17 protein-coding genes are annotated in these 15,161 nt (G+C 67.4%); 9 read left to right on the top strand and 8 right to left on the bottom strand.

The window, feature by feature from the left end:
• Positions 1-19: 19 nt before the first annotated feature.
• The gene (locus V9L20_RS23400; RefSeq protein WP_258502660.1) at positions 20-493 is read right to left on the bottom strand and encodes an ATP synthase subunit I; all 474 of its coding nucleotides are present in this window, start codon (positions 491-493) and stop codon (positions 20-22) included.
• A gap of 156 nt (positions 494-649) precedes the next feature.
• Here V9L20_RS23400 and V9L20_RS23395 point away from each other — a divergent pair, with 156 nt between their 5' ends.
• From V9L20_RS23395 to V9L20_RS23355, 9 genes are all read left to right on the top strand, one after another.
• Positions 650-1,555: a D-amino acid aminotransferase gene (locus tag V9L20_RS23395; protein ID WP_258502665.1), complete on the top strand. Its 906-nt coding sequence runs from the start codon at positions 650-652 to the stop codon at positions 1,553-1,555.
• Positions 1,552-1,857, top strand: coding sequence for a YbeD family protein (locus V9L20_RS23390; protein WP_258502666.1), 306 nt, complete (start codon positions 1,552-1,554; stop codon positions 1,855-1,857). Before V9L20_RS23395 ends, V9L20_RS23390 begins: the two co-directional genes overlap by 4 nt.
• Before the next feature lie 13 nt (positions 1,858-1,870).
• Entirely contained in the window at positions 1,871-2,572 is a 702-nt protein-coding gene (gene lipB, locus V9L20_RS23385; protein ID WP_337298428.1) for a lipoyl(octanoyl) transferase LipB, read from the top strand.
• A gap of 7 nt (positions 2,573-2,579) precedes the next feature.
• Entirely contained in the window at positions 2,580-3,563 is a 984-nt protein-coding gene (gene lipA / locus V9L20_RS23380) for a lipoyl synthase (protein WP_337298427.1), read from the top strand.
• A 131-nt stretch (positions 3,564-3,694) separates the two neighbouring features.
• Positions 3,695-5,227 (top strand): class I adenylate-forming enzyme family protein, encoded by a 1,533-nt coding sequence (locus tag V9L20_RS23375; RefSeq protein ID WP_337298426.1) that lies wholly within the window; start codon positions 3,695-3,697, stop codon positions 5,225-5,227.
• A complete protein-coding gene (locus V9L20_RS23370; protein ID WP_337298425.1) occupies positions 5,208-6,338 on the top strand; it encodes an SLC13 family permease in 1,131 nt (376 codons plus the stop codon). Before V9L20_RS23375 ends, V9L20_RS23370 begins: the two co-directional genes overlap by 20 nt.
• Before the next feature lie 35 nt (positions 6,339-6,373).
• Positions 6,374-7,090 carry an AraC family transcriptional regulator gene (locus V9L20_RS23365; RefSeq protein ID WP_337298424.1) on the top strand — a complete coding sequence of 239 codons (717 nt, stop codon included), beginning with the start codon at positions 6,374-6,376 and terminating at the stop codon, positions 7,088-7,090.
• Between the two features lie 74 nt (positions 7,091-7,164).
• Positions 7,165-8,016: a DMT family transporter gene (locus V9L20_RS23360; RefSeq protein ID WP_337298423.1), complete on the top strand. Its 852-nt coding sequence runs from the start codon at positions 7,165-7,167 to the stop codon at positions 8,014-8,016.
• Positions 8,017-8,089: 73 nt separating this feature from the next.
• Positions 8,090-8,413 carry a hypothetical protein gene (locus V9L20_RS23355; protein WP_126749130.1) on the top strand — a complete coding sequence of 108 codons (324 nt, stop codon included), beginning with the start codon at positions 8,090-8,092 and terminating at the stop codon, positions 8,411-8,413.
• Positions 8,414-8,420: 7 nt separating this feature from the next.
• Here V9L20_RS23355 and V9L20_RS23350 read toward each other — a convergent pair whose 3' ends face one another.
• The 7 genes from V9L20_RS23350 to ptsP all read right to left on the bottom strand — a co-directional run bounded on the left by V9L20_RS23350 (position 8,421) and on the right by ptsP (position 15,081).
• Complete coding sequence (locus V9L20_RS23350) at positions 8,421-9,464, bottom strand: NADP-dependent oxidoreductase (RefSeq protein WP_337298422.1); 1,044 nt, start codon at positions 9,462-9,464, stop codon at positions 8,421-8,423.
• Positions 9,465-9,568: 104 nt separating this feature from the next.
• Complete coding sequence (locus V9L20_RS23345; RefSeq protein WP_337298421.1) at positions 9,569-10,921, bottom strand: HAMP domain-containing sensor histidine kinase; 1,353 nt, start codon at positions 10,919-10,921, stop codon at positions 9,569-9,571.
• A gap of 38 nt (positions 10,922-10,959) precedes the next feature.
• Positions 10,960-11,661 carry a response regulator transcription factor gene (locus tag V9L20_RS23340; protein WP_258508149.1) on the bottom strand — a complete coding sequence of 234 codons (702 nt, stop codon included), beginning with the start codon at positions 11,659-11,661 and terminating at the stop codon, positions 10,960-10,962.
• 118 nt (positions 11,662-11,779) lie between these two features.
• Positions 11,780-12,172, bottom strand: coding sequence for a DUF4260 domain-containing protein (locus V9L20_RS23335; RefSeq protein WP_337298420.1), 393 nt, complete (start codon positions 12,170-12,172; stop codon positions 11,780-11,782).
• Between the two features lie 94 nt (positions 12,173-12,266).
• A complete protein-coding gene (locus V9L20_RS23330; RefSeq protein WP_258502682.1) occupies positions 12,267-12,734 on the bottom strand; it encodes a Spy/CpxP family protein refolding chaperone in 468 nt (155 codons plus the stop codon).
• Between the two features lie 42 nt (positions 12,735-12,776).
• Positions 12,777-13,148, bottom strand: a complete 372-nt coding sequence (locus V9L20_RS23325) for a DUF4148 domain-containing protein (protein ID WP_258502683.1) — start codon at positions 13,146-13,148, stop codon at positions 12,777-12,779.
• A gap of 136 nt (positions 13,149-13,284) precedes the next feature.
• On the bottom strand, positions 13,285-15,081 hold the full coding sequence (gene ptsP, locus V9L20_RS23320) for a phosphoenolpyruvate--protein phosphotransferase (protein ID WP_337298419.1): 1,797 nt from the start codon (positions 15,079-15,081) through the stop codon (positions 13,285-13,287).
• Positions 15,082-15,161 lie beyond the last annotated feature (80 nt).

Here is a 15,161-nt window from a genome sequence, read left to right as displayed (position 1 = left end):
GCGTCTCTTTTTTAAACAGTCAAATCCGGTTCAACAATCCGGGCCGCACCAACAGGGCCACCCAGTACATTTTCATGGCGACCACCACGCCGGCCAACAAGGCCAGCCAACTGATGCCCTCGATCAGCCACGGTGCCGCCGCCAGCAAGGCAACGGTCAACGCGATCTTGATCAACTCCCACACAAAAAACCGCAGCATGACAGCAGATTGCGACACGGCACCCCGTGCCCGCCGCACACCCCGCACGAACAACGCCGCCGGGATCGCTACCGCCATGGCTCCGTAAAACGCCGACACCGCGGCACCCGGCCGCTGAGTCCACATCCATGCCACTCCGGCCACAAGAATTCCCATGGCCACCTGGGCCCCAATCACCCACCAGGGCGACATTTCGGGATTTTTCTCGCGAAGCCGCTGGGCCTCTTCGGCGGTCAGCGGCTTGAAGTCGGAGACTTCAGCATCGATCTCGGAGACAGGAGCGCTGGTTGTCATTGGAATGCCGCTCGCGTTGTCAGCCGTGAATTTAACAAAGCCATTGATTATAAGTAGAAACCCAGCCTGCCCGGCCACCTGAACTGTCACGTTTGCAAAACGAGGCCTCGTTGGCTGACCGGAACCCGACCTGGCGCACACAACCATAATTCCCGCATGCACCCTCTTACTGCCGCTCTCCCCACCACGCTCTGCTACCTCGACGGCGAGTTCACCGCCCTTCGGGATGCGAAGATCAGCGTTCTCGACCGTGGCTTCATTTTCGGCGACGGCATCTATGAAGTCGTCCCTGTCTACGGCGGCCAGCCTTTCTGCTTCGAAGAACACATGGCGCGGCTCGATCGGTCGCTAGCCGAGCTTCAGATTGCCAATCCGCTCACGCTCGCCCAATGGCGCGACATCGTGATGCGACTGGCCGAACCCGGCGGCGATGCGCCCCAGGCCGTGTACTTTCAGATTACCCGCGGTGTGGCGCCGCGCGATCATGCCATGACCAAGGGCGTGCGCCCGACGGTGTTCGTGATGGTGAATCCGCTGCCGCCGGTGTCCGACGCCGTGCGCGCCAAGGGCGTGGCTTGCGTGACCGCGGCCGACTTTCGCTGGGAGAAGGCGCACATCAAGAGCACCAGCCTGCTGGGCGCGGTGCTGGCGCGGCAGATCAGCGTGGAAGCCGGTGCGGCGGAAACCGTCATGTTCAGGGGCGAATGGCTGAGCGAAGCCTCCTCGAGCAACGTGTGGATCGTCAAGGACGGCCAACTCATCGGTCCGCCCAAGGACAACCTGGTGCTGACCGGCATCCGCTACGGCCTGCTGGAGCGCCTGTGCGCCGAGCGCGGCATTCCATTTGCCCTGCGCCGCGTTTCGCGCGACGAAGTGTTCGGCGCCGATGAGTTGCTGCTCTCGTCGGCCAGCAAGGAAGTGCTGCCGGTGGTGACGCTCGACGGCCAGGCCATTGGGAATGGCCGCCCCGGCCCCATCTACCAAGCCTTGTACGCGGCTTACCAAGAGGCCAAGCAGCGCAACGCAGAGAAGCCACAGAAACAAGGAGTGACCCCCGCATGACCGACAGCACCACCGACACGAGCACTCCGATTCCCGATCCGCGCAAGGAGTCGCTGATCGAGTACCCCTCGCAGTTCCCCATCAAGGTCATGGGCGTCAAGGCCGACGGCTTCGTGCATGCCATCACGCAGATCGCGGAACGCTTCGATCCGACCTTCGACGCCACCACGGTCGAGCTGCGCGACAGCAAGGCGGGCAACTACCTGGGCGTGACGATCACCGTGACCGCCACCAGCCGCGAGCAGCTCGACGACCTGTATCGCGCGCTGTCGACGCATCCATCGGTCAAGGTCGTCCTCTGACACCAAGGCGCTGATGACGGTCGCAGAACACGCACCCGCCACCTCCATTGCCGCGCAATGGCTGGGTCGCGTCGGCTATGCCGAGACCTTCGCGGCAATGAAGCGGTTCACGCTCGAGCGCGAGGCTGAAACGCCCGATGCGCTATGGATGTGCGAGCACGCGCCCGTGTTCACGCAGGGCATCGCAGGCAAGCAGGACCACATCCTGAACCCCGGTGACATTCCGGTGGTGCAGACCGACAGGGGCGGGCAGGTCACCTTCCACGGCCCGGGCCAGGCGGTGGGCTATCCGCTGATCGACCTGCGCCGCGCCGGCTATTTCGTGAAGGAATACGTCTACCGCATCGAGGAATCGGTGCTGCGCACGCTGGCGCATTTCGGCGTGACGGGGCACCGCGTGGCGGGCGCGCCGGGCATCTACGTGCGGCTGGACGACCCGTTCTCCCATGCCGCGCTGACCGGCCCGCTGCCCGCGGCCGACCCGTTTCGGGGCCTGGGCAAGATCGCGGCGCTGGGCATCAAGGTGAGCCGCCACGCCACCTACCACGGCGTGGCGCTCAACGTTGAAATGGACCTCGAACCCTTCTCGCGAATCAACCCTTGCGGCTACGCGGGGCTGCAAACGGTCGATCTTTCTACAATCGGGGTCCAAACCACATGGGAAGACGCTGCCCGGGTCCTGAGCCAGAAGCTCACCACCTATCTGACGCCCTAGCAATCCAATGAGCACCACCCAAGTCGTCCGCGACGCCCAGAGCGCCGAAAACTACAACCCGCTGGCCAAGCAGAAGGCCGCGGCCAAGCTCTCGCGCATCCCGGTCAAGGTGGTGCAGCAGGGCGAAGTGCTCAAGAAGCCCGAGTGGATTCGCGTGAAGGCCGGCAGCCCCACCACCCGGTTCTACGAAATCAAGCAGATCCTGCGCGAAAGCAACCTGCACACGGTCTGCGAAGAAGCCTCGTGCCCGAACATCGGCGAATGCTTCGGCAACGGCACGGCCACCTTCATGATCATGGGCGACAAGTGCACGCGCCGCTGCCCGTTCTGCGACGTGGGCCACGGCCGCCCAGATCCGCTCGACAAGGACGAACCGCTCAACCTTGCCAAGACCATCGCCAAGCTGCGCCTGAAGTACGTGGTGATCACCAGCGTCGACCGCGACGACCTGCGCGACGGCGGCAGCCAGCATTTCGTCGATTGCATCAAGAACATCCGCGAGCTCTCGCCGATGACGCAGATCGAGATCCTGGTGCCCGACTTCCGCGGCCGCGACGATCGCGCGCTCGAGATCCTGAAGGCCGCGCCGCCGGACGTGATGAACCACAACCTGGAAACCGCACCCCGTCTTTATAAAGAAGCGCGCCCCGGCAGCGACTACCAGTTCAGCCTGAACCTGCTGAAGAAGTTCAAGGCGCTGCACCCCGATGTGCCGACCAAGAGCGGCATCATGGTGGGCCTGGGCGAAACCGACGAAGAGATCCTGCAGGTGATGCGCGACATGCGCGCCCACGACATCGACATGCTGACCATCGGCCAGTACCTGTCGCCGTCGGGCTCGCACCTGCCGGTGCGCCGCTACGTGCACCCGGACACCTTCAAGATGTTCGAGGAAGAGGCCTACAAGATGGGCTTCAGCCATGCGGCGGTTGGCGCGATGGTGCGCTCCAGCTACCACGCGGACCAGCAGGCCCACGCCGCCGGGGTTTAACAACTGATGCGGCCACGGCGGCAACCAGTCCGTCGCGTGCAGCTCACCCGGTCCGGCGCTTCTTCGCTATCCTGCCGTCTGGCCAAGACGAAGGATCGATTTTGCAAACGCACCCCGCCATCCAAGCCGCGATGGAACGCGATTTCGGCGCCATTGCCGACCTGGTTCGCCTCCATGCGCAACACACGCCCGACCACCCCGCCCTGGCGGATGCCCATCACACGCTGAGCTACGGCGCGCTCGACGCACTGATGGACCGCATCGCGGCCAGCCTGCAGCAGGGCGGCCTCGAGCCCGGCGACGCCATCGCAGTTTGCGCGGCTTCGTCGGTGAACTACGCGGCGGTCTTTCTCGGTGCCCTGCGCGCGGGTGTGGCGGTCGCGCCGCTCGCGCCCGGGTCCACGCCGGCCAGCCTGGCCCGCATGATCGAAGACGCGAACGCGCGCATTCTCTTCACCGACGCCGCGGCGGCCGAGGTTGTCGGCCCGGCGAAGGAAGGCGGCATTCCGCGCGTGGCGCTCGACGGCTCCGCCGCCGGCCAAAGCCTGGAGAGCTGGCTGGCACCCATGGGCGCACGGCCCACCGGCGTCGAGACGCAGCCTTCCTGGCCCTTCAACATCATCTATTCCTCGGGCACCACCGGCGAGCCCAAGGGCATCGTGCAGGGCCACGGCATGCGCTGGGCCCATGTGCAGCGCGGTGCCAAGTACGAGTATGGCGCCGACACCGTCACGCTGCTGTCGACCCCGCTGTATTCGAACACCACGCTGGTGGTGTTCTTTCCCACCATCGCCTTTGGTGGCTGCGTGGTGCTGATGCCGAAGTTCGACGCGCTCGGCTATCTGCAGCTGGCCGAGCAGCGCCGCGTGACGCACACCATGCTGGTGCCGGTGCAGTACCAGCGGCTGATGGCGCATCCGCGCTTCGATGCGCATGACCTCTCGTCGTTCCGCTTCAAGTTCAGCACCAGCGCGCCATTCAACGCCGCGCTCAAGGCCGACGTGCTCAAGCGCTGGCCGGGCGGGCTGATCGAGTTCTACGGCATGACCGAGGGCGGCGGCACCTGCATCCTGGAAGCGCACCTCAACCCCGACAAGCTTCACACGGTGGGTCGCCCGGCCGAGGGCAGCGACATCCGGCTGATCGACGAAGACGGCCATGAAATCCCGCGCGGCAACACCGAGCTGGCCGGCGAGGTGGTGGGGCATTCGGCCGGCATGATGACCGGCTACCACCGCCAGCCCGCCAAGACACGTGAGGCCGAATGGTTCGACGCCACCGGCAAGCGCTTCATCCGTACCGGCGACGTCGGGCGCTTCGATGCCGATGGCTTCCTGACGCTGTTCGATCGCAAGAAGGACATGATCATCAGCGGCGGCTTCAACATCTACCCGAGCGATCTCGAAACCGTGGTGCGCGCCCATGCGGCGGTGGCTGACGTGGCTGTGGTGGGCGTGCCTTCCGAGCAATGGGGCGAAACGCCGGTGGCCTTCGTGGTGCGACGCGAGGACGACGGCACCACCGAGGCCGCGCTGCTGCAATGGACCAACGAGCAGCTCGGCAAGACGCAGCGCCTGGCACGCCTGCATTTCATCGACGAGCTCCCGCGCAGCGCGATCGGCAAGGTGCTCAAGCGCGAGTTGCGTGACCTCGTCGGCCGCTGAAGCCAAGGCAACGCCGCCGGGCGAACAGGGCGGCGGCAACGGCCTGCTGTGGGTGCTGGTCGCCGTGGCGGTGGCGTTCGCCTTCATGCGCCCGCGCGCGCCCATGGACTGGCTGCGGCTGGTCGACTGGGAGACGGTGGGCGCGCTGGCGGGGCTGCTGGCCATTACACAGGGGGTGGAAAAAAGCGGCATGCTGCAGGCCACCGCGCAGCGCCTGCTCGCGCGCACGCACAACCAGCGCAGCCTTGCGTTGCTGCTGACCGCGAGCGCGTCCTTTCTCTCGGCGCTGGTGACCAACGACGTGAGCCTGTTCCTTCTGGTGCCGCTCACGCGGGTGCTCGCCAACCAGGCGCACCTGCCGCTCGCGCGGCTCGTGGTGCTCGAGGCGCTGGCGGTGAATGCGGGCTCGGCGCTCACACCCATTGGCAATCCGCAGAACCTTTATCTCTGGCACCGTTCGGGCGAGAGCTTCTTCGCCTTCATGGCCATGATGGGGCCGACGGTGGCGGTGATGCTGTTCTGGCTCTTCGTGGCCGTGTGGCTGCTGGTGCCGCGCACGCCCATAGCGCTCAAGCCCGAGGCCGAGGCCACGCCGGTGCAGCCGCGCCTGCTGGCATTGGCGGGCGTGCTGTTCGTCGGCTTCGTCGTCGCGCTCGACCGGCATTGGCTGCTGGCGGGCCTGGGCGCGGTGTTCGGCGTGTTCCTGGTGGCGTATCCGCGCGTGCTGCGCGGCATCGACTGGGCGCTGCTTGCGATCATTGCGCTGATGTTCGTGGACCTGCGCCAGCTGGCCGAACTGCCCGCCGTGGTGGCCCTGCTGAACCATTGGCCGATTACCGAAGGATGGCGCGCCTACCTTGCCGCCATTGCCGCATCGCAGTTCATCAGCAACGTGCCGGCGGCCATCCTGCTCGACGGCCATGTGCGCGATCTGCCGGCACTCGCCGCCGGGGTGAGCGTGGGCGGCTTCGGCTGCGTGCTGGGTTCGCTGGCCAACCTGATCGCGCTGCGGCTCGCCCGTGTGCCGCACGGCCTGCGCGAGTTTCACCGCATCAGCATTCCGTTCCTGCTGGTGTGCGCGGCTTCGGCGCTGCTGCTGCGGCTGGGGTGACAGCTGCAGTGCGCGGAACGACAATCCGACGGCCCATGCAAACGCCCGCAACACGCTTCCACGCAGAACCGGGCAGCCTTTCGCTGCGCGACTACGGAGACTCGCGCGGCAGCCACGCGCATGACCATTTCCAGGTGCTGATCGGCCTGGCGGGCGTGCTCGAACTCGAAGTGGAAGGCCGCGGAGCCCGCGTTGGCGCCGGCGAGTCGCGCGTGATGGTGCCCGGTGACCGGCACGACTTCGAATCCCGCGGCGGCAGCCGATGCCTCATTCTCGATACCCACCAGCCCCAGTGGGCGCGTTGCGCAGGGCACCCGCCTGCAGAGGCGTCGCGGCTGCATGCCTTGGCGGTTTACCTCGCGCAATGCGCGCAGCATCCGCACGCGTCCGCCTTGGCCCTGCAGCACGGCCCTGCGCTGCTGCTGGAAGCTTGGGGAGCGGCAGCGCCGGCCCACGGTCGCGGCCGCGCCATCGACTGGACCGCACTCGCGGCCTGGGCCCGTGCTCGCTGGCATGAGCCGCTGGGCGTCGCCGATCTCGCACGCGTGGCGTGCCTGAGTCCGAGCCAGTTCGCGCAGCGCTGCCGCGACGAGCAAGGCATGAGCGCGATGCACTGGCTGCGCGCGATGCGGCTCGCGCATGCGCGCGAGCTGCGGCTGGCCGGCGTGGGCGTGGCCGAAACGGCGCGCCGCACGGGCTACCGCTCGCCCTCCGCGCTCACCGCGGCATTGCGCAGGCTTGGCAGCTTCTAAGCCGCACCGAAGATCGTCGCCGCGCGACGATGCACCGGCGCTGCGCGACGACCGGGCCGCTTAAGCTCGGAGCGATGTCTCCCACGCTCCTCGCCCTGATCGCCATCGCGCTTTGGGCCACGCTCGCTTCGCTGGGCACGGCGCTTTCGCACCTGCCGCCCTTCCTGCTCACAGGCCTTGCGCTGATCATCGGCAGCATTCCGAGCTGGCCGCTGGTGCTGCGCGACCGCAACGCCTGGCGCGTGCCGCCGCGCACGCTGGCGCTGGGCATCTATGGCCTGTTCGGCTTTCACTTCCTGCTGTTCATCGCGTTGCGACATGCCCCGCCGGTCGAAGCCAATCTGGTGAACTACCTGTGGCCGCTCTTCATGGTGGTGCTCGCGCCGGTGCTGCTGCCAGGCATGTCGCTGCGGCCGCTGCATGTGGTGGCCGCCTTGCTGGGCTTCGCGGGCGCCGCCATTGCGATTCTCGGCGCCCGCGAAGGCGCCGCTTCCACCTCGGGCGCCGCGGGGCAGTACTGGGGCTTTCTGCCGGCGCTGGGCTCGGCTTTCATCTGGGCCAGCTATTCGCTGTGGACGAAGCGCGTGTCCGCGTTTCCGACCTCGGCCATCGGCCTGTTCGGCCTGGTCTCGGGCGTGCTGTCGCTGGCTTGCCATGCGCTGCTCGAAGCCTCGGTCGTGCTCTCCGCCAAGGACTGGCTGCTGGTCGCGCTGTGCGGCCTGGGCCCGCTCGGTGCGGCCTTCTTCGTCTGGGACATGGCGCTCAAGCGCGGGGATGCGCGGCAGATCGGCATCCTGAGCTACATCACGCCGCTGGGCTCCACCGCGCTGCTTCTGGCGGTGACGGGGCGCCCGCTCACCTGGAGCATCGCGCTGGCCGCGGCGCTGATCATCTCGGCCGCCGTGATGGGCACACGCGCGCGCTGAATACGTCCGCGTCCGACGGATTGGCGCCGTTTTTATGGCTAGAGTGGAAGCTCCGGAAAAAAGGAGCCCACCCATGGACAACAAGAACAACAACGAAAATTTCGAGATCACCCCCAAGCTGGTGTTCGACCTGAACCTGGCGCTGTACCTCGACCTGGTGGCCGCGCTCCAAGGCGCGGGCGCCATCACCTACCGGCAGATGGCGGCCCGCGTGCTCAACATCAGCATGGACGCCCGCGCAGACGGCGAGACCGGTCTCTCGACGGTGCTCGAAGGCATTGCCAAGGGCTTTGCCGGCCACGGCGACGGCCTGTCGATCGAAACCTTGAAGGCCGCACGGGGCCTGCGCGAGGACGAGGCGATGGGCGATATTCCGATGCGGCCCAGCGAGCCCTGAGCCCTGCTCAGTCTTCCGCCACCTGCAGCACCAGCTTGCCGAAGTTCTCCCCGGCAAACAGCTTGTTGAGCGACTCGGGGAAGGTGTCGAGCCCCTTCACGACGTCTTCCTTGCTCTTCATGCGGCCGTCCTTCAGGTAGCCGGCGAGTTCCGCCACGGCAATGTGGAAGCGGTCGGCATAGTCGAACACCACAATGCCTTCCATGCGCGCGCGGTTCACCAGCAGGCTCAGGTAGTTCCTGGGGCCGGCGCCCGGCATGCTGTTGGCATTGTTGTACTGGCTGATGGCGCCGCAGATGATCACGCGGGCCTTGCGCGCGAGACGTGCCAGCACCGCGTCGAGGATTTCTCCGCCCACGTTGTCGAAATAGATGTCGACGCCCTTCGGGCAATGCGTCTTGAGGCCTTCGCGCACCGCACCCGCGCCGGCCTTGTAGTCGATGCAGGCGTCGAAGCCCAGCTCTTTCACCACCCAGTCGCACTTGGCGGCACCGCCGGCGATGCCGACCACGCGGCAACCCTTGATCTTGGCCAACTGGCCCACCGTCTGCCCCACGGCGCCGGCCGCGCCGGAAACCACCACGGTTTCTCCCGGCTTGGGCTGGCCCACGTCCATCAGGCCGAAGTAGCCGGTCATGCCGGGCATGCCGAGCACGTTGAGCCATTGGGTGATGGTGCCAACATTCAGGTCGATCTTCACAAGGCCGTTGCGCTTGATCTGGTCCTGCGGAATGAGGATGTATTCCTGCACGCCAAGCGTGCCGTAGACCGCATCGCCCACCGCGAATTGCGGGTTCTTCGAGGCGACAACGCGGCCGACGCCCCCGGCGCGCATCACTTCGTCGATGGCCACGGGTGCGATGTAGCTCTTGGCGTCGTTGAGCCAGCCGCGCATGGCCGGGTCGAGCGACAGCGACAGCGTCTTGACCAGCACGCCGCCTTCGGCCGGCTCACCGACAGGTTCGGTCGTGAACTTCCAGTTCTCGCGCGTGGCCGCGCCTTCGGGGCGCGTGGCAAGGCGAACCTGGTGGTTGGCAAGTGGGCTGCTCATGGTGTCTCCTGGATTGACGGGGCGCTGGCACGGAGGCGCATCGTAGCGCCGCACTCCGCCCCGCTTGGTAGCGCAGGCGACACCCCAAAAATGCGGCGAGCGAACTACAGCCGGACGACGATCTGCAGGCCCGGATGCGCGTTGCGCACGGTCAAGGTGCCGCCATGCGCCTCGGCAATCAGCCGGCACAGGTACATGCCCAGCCCCACGCCGCCGGTGGCACGCGCCCGCGCGCCGTCGGTGCGGTAGAAGGGCTCGGTGAGCCGCTCGACCTGCGCTTCGTCAACGCCAGGTCCGTAGTCCCGCACCTCGAGCTCAACACCCTGCACCTTGCCATCCACCACGGCCCGCAGCGACACGCACGGCGGCCGCGGCGCACCGGTGCTGTAGCGCAAGGCGTTGTCCAGCAGGTTGCGCACCAGCAGGCGAATGCGCATGCGGTCGATGCCATGCGGCGGCAGGCCTTCCGCCAGGTCGAGATGCACGTTCTGCGCGCCGGCCATTTCGGCCACGATTTCGCGCACCAGCACGGCCAGGTCGACCGGCTCTCGCTGCAGCGCCACATGCGGGCTTGCGAGGCGCTCGCTTTCGAGCAGGTCGCTGATCAGGTCGCGCATCTCGTTCAGGTCGCGCAGCAGCGCCTCGCGCTCGGCAGCCCCTTCGGGCGTGGCCGGCAGCAGCTCGGCATTGAGCCGGGCGCGCGTGAGCGGCGATCGCAGTTCATGGCTCAGGGCGAGCAGCAGGCCGCGCTTGGCGTCGAGCATGGCCTGGATGTCGTCGGCCATGGTGTTGATGCGCTCCGCAAGGTCGCCAAGGTCGTCGTTCCGGCGCACGGGAATGGGCTGCGTGAACTCGCCGCGGCCAAAGCGCTGCGCGCCCTCGCGGATATCGATCAGTGGCCGCAACAGGCGGCTCACATAGGCATAGCCCAACACCACAAGCAGCAGCAGCGCGCCGAGCGTGGCCCAGGCCACGGCACGCGGCGCGAGCTTCCAGAGCTTGGGCGCCCAGCCGAAGATCACGCGGTGGCCGTCGGCCGTGGGACGGATGAACCACTTGTCGTTCCACGGCTCCTCGTCGCGGTCATGCATCCAGCCGCCGCGGCCGTTGCTGCCGCCGGGGTTGGAATCCCAGTTGACCGTGGGCCCCACGATGCGGATGGTGATGGGCAGCCGGGCCACCAGCGCCTGCGCGCGCGCAATGTCGGGCGGCGCGCCGATCTCGGCGACGAGCCGGTCGGCATAGTCCATCAGCATCGGCTTGGCGGCCTCGGCCCATCCGGTGGAGAAGGATCTCTTCATGCCCCCCATGAACACCACGGCCATGACCAGTGCCAGCAGCACGAACATCATCACGAGCCGGATGCGCAGCGAGCGGCGCCAGCGGCGCTTGCCCTGCACCTTCTCGTGCCACTGCTCGTGCCATTGCCTGCGCAGCTCGGCGCGGCGGCAAGTCATTTCGCGCCAGGCGTTGCGCAAGCCTCCCCGGCGAGCCCTCATGCGGGCTCGCTGCGCGCCACGGCCAGCGCATAGCCGGCGTTGCGAAGCGTCTTGATGCAGTCCAGCGGCTCGAGCTTCTTGCGCAGGCGGCTCACCACGATGTCGACCGCGCGCGTGTACAGCTCGGCTTCGTGGCCGCGAAGCCGGTTCAGGATGTCGTCGCGGCTGAACACCTTGCCGGGCTCGGCCGCGAGCAGCGCGAGCAGTTCGAATTCGGTGCCGGTCAGCTCGACGCGCTCGCCATGGCGCAGCACCTGGCGCCGGTCGAGGTCGATCGACAGGCCGTCGAACACGCGGTGCTGCGTGCCGTTGCCGTTAGGCGCAGCAGGCGTCGTGCTGCGCTGGCGCCGCAGGATGGTCTGCACGCGCGCCACCAGTTCGCGCGGCTCGAAGGGCTTGGGCACGTAGTCGTCGGCGCCGAGCTCCAGGCCGACCACCCGGTCCATCACCTCGCCGCGCGCGGTGAGCATCACGATGGGAATGTCGTTTTCCTTGCGGATCTCGCGGCACAGCGCAAAGCCGTCCATCTCGGGAAGCATCACATCGAGGATCGCCGCGTCGTAGTGGCCGGCTCGCAGCATGGCCAAGCCTTCGCTCGGCCGGGCGGCACTTTCGAGCGTGCAGCCAAAGCGTGCGAAGTAGGTGGTCAGCGGCGCGGCGAGGTGTTCGTCGTCGTCGATCAGCAGGATGCGCGGCATGGCGGGATTGTGCCTCCTGGCGAACAATTGGCTGACGATCAGGCCTGCGGGCATCGCACCGCCGCTGTCGTCGTTTCTGTTTGCATTGCCAACGGTGGTGCGCGCCATCGTGCGTGCCTCACCACGGATCGGCCCGCCCGATGCGGCCCAGGTGCGTGGCGCCAAAGTCGGAGCCGTACTTGAGCCCGTAGCCGAGCGCCCGGTCCAGGCCGATGTGCGCGCACCAGATCAGGCCGCCGGCCACGGCCCAGGGCATTGCGGCCAGCACGCCGAGCACCAGCAATGCCACCGCGCCGGCGTACGAATGGGCCGCGTTGTAGAGCGCCGCGCCCGCGCGCGGGCCCGCAAGGTAGCCGAGCACCGCGAGGTCGGGCGCGAGCAGCAACAGCGCGAACATGCCCCAACCCACGCCGAACTGCGCATAGGCCGCCACCGCCGCGGCCAGCACGACCGCGCCTTCGAGCCGCAGCAGGGTGCGCACACCGCCCGAGACCGCTTGTTCGCGAGACACCGTGGAACCGGCTTCGCCGGTCCACAGATGCCGCCCCCTGGAAAGGGGCTGGCGAGGCGACACGAAGTGCGCGAAGCCCGGAGATGAATCGAGTTCAGCCACGATGGCCCCAGCGGCGGCCGCCGCGATCCATGAAGTCGCGCACCTTCTGCTGCTGCGCGGCGTTCAGGCTGTCGAAGAAATCAGCGGCGGCGGCAATGATTTCCGGGCTGCCGTTGCGCACGGCCGTGGTCTTCTCGTCGACGAGCCGCGCGGCACCGGCCTGGTCGAGCTTGTTGCCCGCAAACAGCGCCTTGAACTGCGAACGCGGATCGCCCGCGCCGCCTGCGCCGCGCATGGCTTGGCGCTGCGCCTGCAGCTTCTCCGCCAGCACGGTGAGCTTCTGCTTTTGCGTAGCGTCGAGTTCCAGCTTGCTGCCGACACGCTCGACCATCTTGGTGCGGAACTCCGTGCTGTCGCCGCTGCCCCAGCCGTGCCGATGGCCGCCGCAGCCGGCAATGCTGCCGGCCACGACTGCAAGGCCGGCAAAACCGAAGAGAGTGCGTTTGATCCAGTGTTTCATGATGTTCCTTGCGGGCCCCAGGGGATGCCCTGCGGCGGGGTCTTAAAGCTTGTTGCTGTTGCCAGCGGCTGCGGCACGGGCGTCGACCGGGTTCTGCAGCGTGGAGATGACCTTGCTGTTCACGCGCGAGCCCGAGGTCACGTTCTGGTCGGGCGCGGCGGCGGTGCGCATGGCTTCGAAGACAACGCCGGCGCGGTCCCTCGACGTAGCCATGGTCTCGGCGCCGCGCGAGCCGCGCACCACGTTCTGGTCGGGTGCCGAAGCCGTGCGCATGGCTTCGGCGTTGACTTCGGCGCGGCTCTTGGCCGAGGCGAGCGGCTGGACGCCTTCGTAGGTTTCAGCCTTGGCGCCGGCGGCGGCGAGCAAAGCGAAGGAGCCGACGGTCACAATTTGGGTGAGGGAGAGAGCTTTCATGTTCAGGCCTTTCTGTTGTGGAAGAGGAGACCTGATGGTGCTTGCCGCGGCGCGACAAGTCCTTTCACTGCCGTTTCGGCGTGTTTCGTTTTATTTCTCTTCGCCCCTGCCTTTGAGCGAATTGAAGCCGGAAGAACTAGTTTCCAGCGAGAACCGACGCCGGATCGTCCGACTCGAGCACGCTCTTGGCCCACGCTTCGAGCTTGCCGGTGTCGGCACGCAGCACTTCCTGCTTGACGGCGAGGATGCGCGAGGGATGCATCGAGAAGCTGCGCAAGCCAAGGCCGAGCAGCAGCCGCGTGAAGGCCACGTCGCCGGCCATTTCGCCGCACACGGCCACGCCCTTGCCCTGGCGGCGGCATTCGGCAATGGTGTCGGCCACGAGCTTCAGCACCGCGGGGTGTGCGGGATCGTAGAGATGGGCCACGGCCTCGTCGGCGCGGTCGATGGCCAGCGTGTACTGGATCAGGTCGTTGGTGCCGATCGACAGGAAGTCGAAGTACTTGAGGAAGGTCTTGAGCGTGAGCGCCGCGGCCGGAATCTCGATCATCGCGCCGAGCTTGACCTTGCCGTACACGGCGCCGCGGCTGTCGAGCTCGGTGCGCGCGAACTCGATCAGCGACAGCGTCTGGCGGATCTCGCTGGCATGGGCGAGCATGGGAATCAGCAGGTGGATTTCGCCGTGCGCCGCCGCACGAAGAATGGCGCGCAACTGCGTGAGGAACATCGCCGGATCGGCCAGGCTCCACCGAATGGCGCGCAAGCCCAGCGCAGGGTTCAGGTGCTCCTGCTTGATGCCCGCCTTGCCGTCGAGCGGCTTGTCGGCGCCCACGTCGATGGTGCGAATGGTGACCGGCATACCCTGCATGCCTTCCACTGCGCGCTTATAGGCTTGGTATTGCTCTTCTTCGTCGGGCAGCCGGGTCTGGCGCTGCGACTCGCGGCCCATGAACAGGAACTCGCTGCGAAACAGTCCGACGCCGACCGCGCCAGCCTTCATGGCGCCGGCCGTGTCCTCGGGCATCTCGATGTTGGCGAGCAGCTCGACGCGCTGGCCGTCGAGGGTGACCGCGGGCTTGTGACGCAGGCGCGCGAGCCGGCCGCGCTCGAGGTCGCCCTGGCGCTGCTTGAAGCCGTACTCCGCCAGGATGATGGGCGAAGGGTCGACGATCACCACGCCCGCTTCGCCGTCGATGATTACCCAGTCGTCCTGGCGCACCAGCTGGCTCGCGGTGCGCGCGCCCACCACGGCCGGAATGTCCATGCTGCGCGCGACGATGGCGGTGTGCGAGGTGCGCCCGCCCACGTCGGTCACGAAGCCTGCGAACACGCTCTTCTTGAACTGGAGCATGTCGGCCGGTGACAGGTCGTGCGCAATCAGCACCAGCGGCGCGTCGATGCCGTCGCCCGCGGTCGGGTCATCGTCGTCCTCGGCGGCGGGGCGCTTGCGGCGCGGCGGGCTGGGCGCGAGCACCGCGGCCGTGCCCTTCATGCGGTGCAGCAGCCGCTCGACCACCTGTTCGAGGTCGGCCTTGCGCTCGCGCAGGTACTCATCCTCCATCTCGTCGAACTGGCGCGCGATGATCTCTAGCTGCGTGGTCAGCGCCCACTCGGCGTTGTAGAGGCGGTCGGTAATCCAGTGCTTCACGCCGCCGGTGAGCGCCTCGTCCTGCAGCAGCATCTGGTGCACTTCGAGCAGGGCCGCAAGCTCGTGCGGCGCGTCGTTCGGGCCCATCTGCGCGACGCTGGTCTGCAGCTTGGCGAGCTCGTCGGCCACCGCGTTGCGTGCGGTGCGGACGCGATCGATTTCGGTCTCGATCTCTTCGGGCTTGATGAAGTAGTGGGCCACGTCGATGCGGCTCGACACCACCAGCACCGCGCGGCCGATGGCAATGCCACGGGCGACGGGAAGGCCGTGGACTGCGAAGGTCATGGGAGCTGGCCGAAGGTTACCGGCCGCCGCCGGGCCGCCCCAAGGCGGCCGAGCCCCTCAGGGGCAGCGGCGACGCGCAG

The sequence above is a fragment of the Variovorax sp. CCNWLW225 genome (assembly GCF_037204045.1).
Taxonomy (GTDB): Bacteria; Pseudomonadota; Gammaproteobacteria; order Burkholderiales; family Burkholderiaceae_C; genus Variovorax.
Note: the sequence above shows the minus strand (reverse complement) of the source record. Positions and strands in the feature narration are given on the sequence as shown.

Bases quoted from the DNA above. Each gene is read 5' to 3' on its own strand.
- V9L20_RS23400 (WP_258502660.1), bottom strand. From the start codon at position 493: ATGACAACCAGCGCTCCTGTCTCCGAGATCGATGCTGAAGTCTCCGAC.
- V9L20_RS23395 (WP_258502665.1), top strand. From the start codon at position 650: ATGCACCCTCTTACTGCCGCTCTCCCCACCACGCTCTGCTACCTCGAC.
- V9L20_RS23390 (WP_258502666.1), top strand. From the start codon at position 1,552: ATGACCGACAGCACCACCGACACGAGCACTCCGATTCCCGATCCGCGC.
- lipB (WP_337298428.1), top strand. From the start codon at position 1,871: ATGACGGTCGCAGAACACGCACCCGCCACCTCCATTGCCGCGCAATGG.
- lipA (WP_337298427.1), top strand. From the start codon at position 2,580: ATGAGCACCACCCAAGTCGTCCGCGACGCCCAGAGCGCCGAAAACTAC.
- V9L20_RS23375 (WP_337298426.1), top strand. From the start codon at position 3,695: ATGGAACGCGATTTCGGCGCCATTGCCGACCTGGTTCGCCTCCATGCG.
- V9L20_RS23365 (WP_337298424.1), top strand. From the start codon at position 6,374: ATGCAAACGCCCGCAACACGCTTCCACGCAGAACCGGGCAGCCTTTCG.
- V9L20_RS23360 (WP_337298423.1), top strand. From the start codon at position 7,165: ATGTCTCCCACGCTCCTCGCCCTGATCGCCATCGCGCTTTGGGCCACG.
- V9L20_RS23355 (WP_126749130.1), top strand. From the start codon at position 8,090: ATGGACAACAAGAACAACAACGAAAATTTCGAGATCACCCCCAAGCTG.
- V9L20_RS23350 (WP_337298422.1), bottom strand. From the start codon at position 9,464: ATGAGCAGCCCACTTGCCAACCACCAGGTTCGCCTTGCCACGCGCCCC.
- V9L20_RS23345 (WP_337298421.1), bottom strand. From the start codon at position 10,921: ATGACTTGCCGCCGCGCCGAGCTGCGCAGGCAATGGCACGAGCAGTGG.
- V9L20_RS23340 (WP_258508149.1), bottom strand. From the start codon at position 11,661: ATGCCGCGCATCCTGCTGATCGACGACGACGAACACCTCGCCGCGCCG.
- V9L20_RS23330 (WP_258502682.1), bottom strand. From the start codon at position 12,734: ATGAAACACTGGATCAAACGCACTCTCTTCGGTTTTGCCGGCCTTGCA.
- V9L20_RS23325 (WP_258502683.1), bottom strand. From the start codon at position 13,148: ATGAAAGCTCTCTCCCTCACCCAAATTGTGACCGTCGGCTCCTTCGCT.
- ptsP (WP_337298419.1), bottom strand. From the start codon at position 15,081: ATGACCTTCGCAGTCCACGGCCTTCCCGTCGCCCGTGGCATTGCCATC.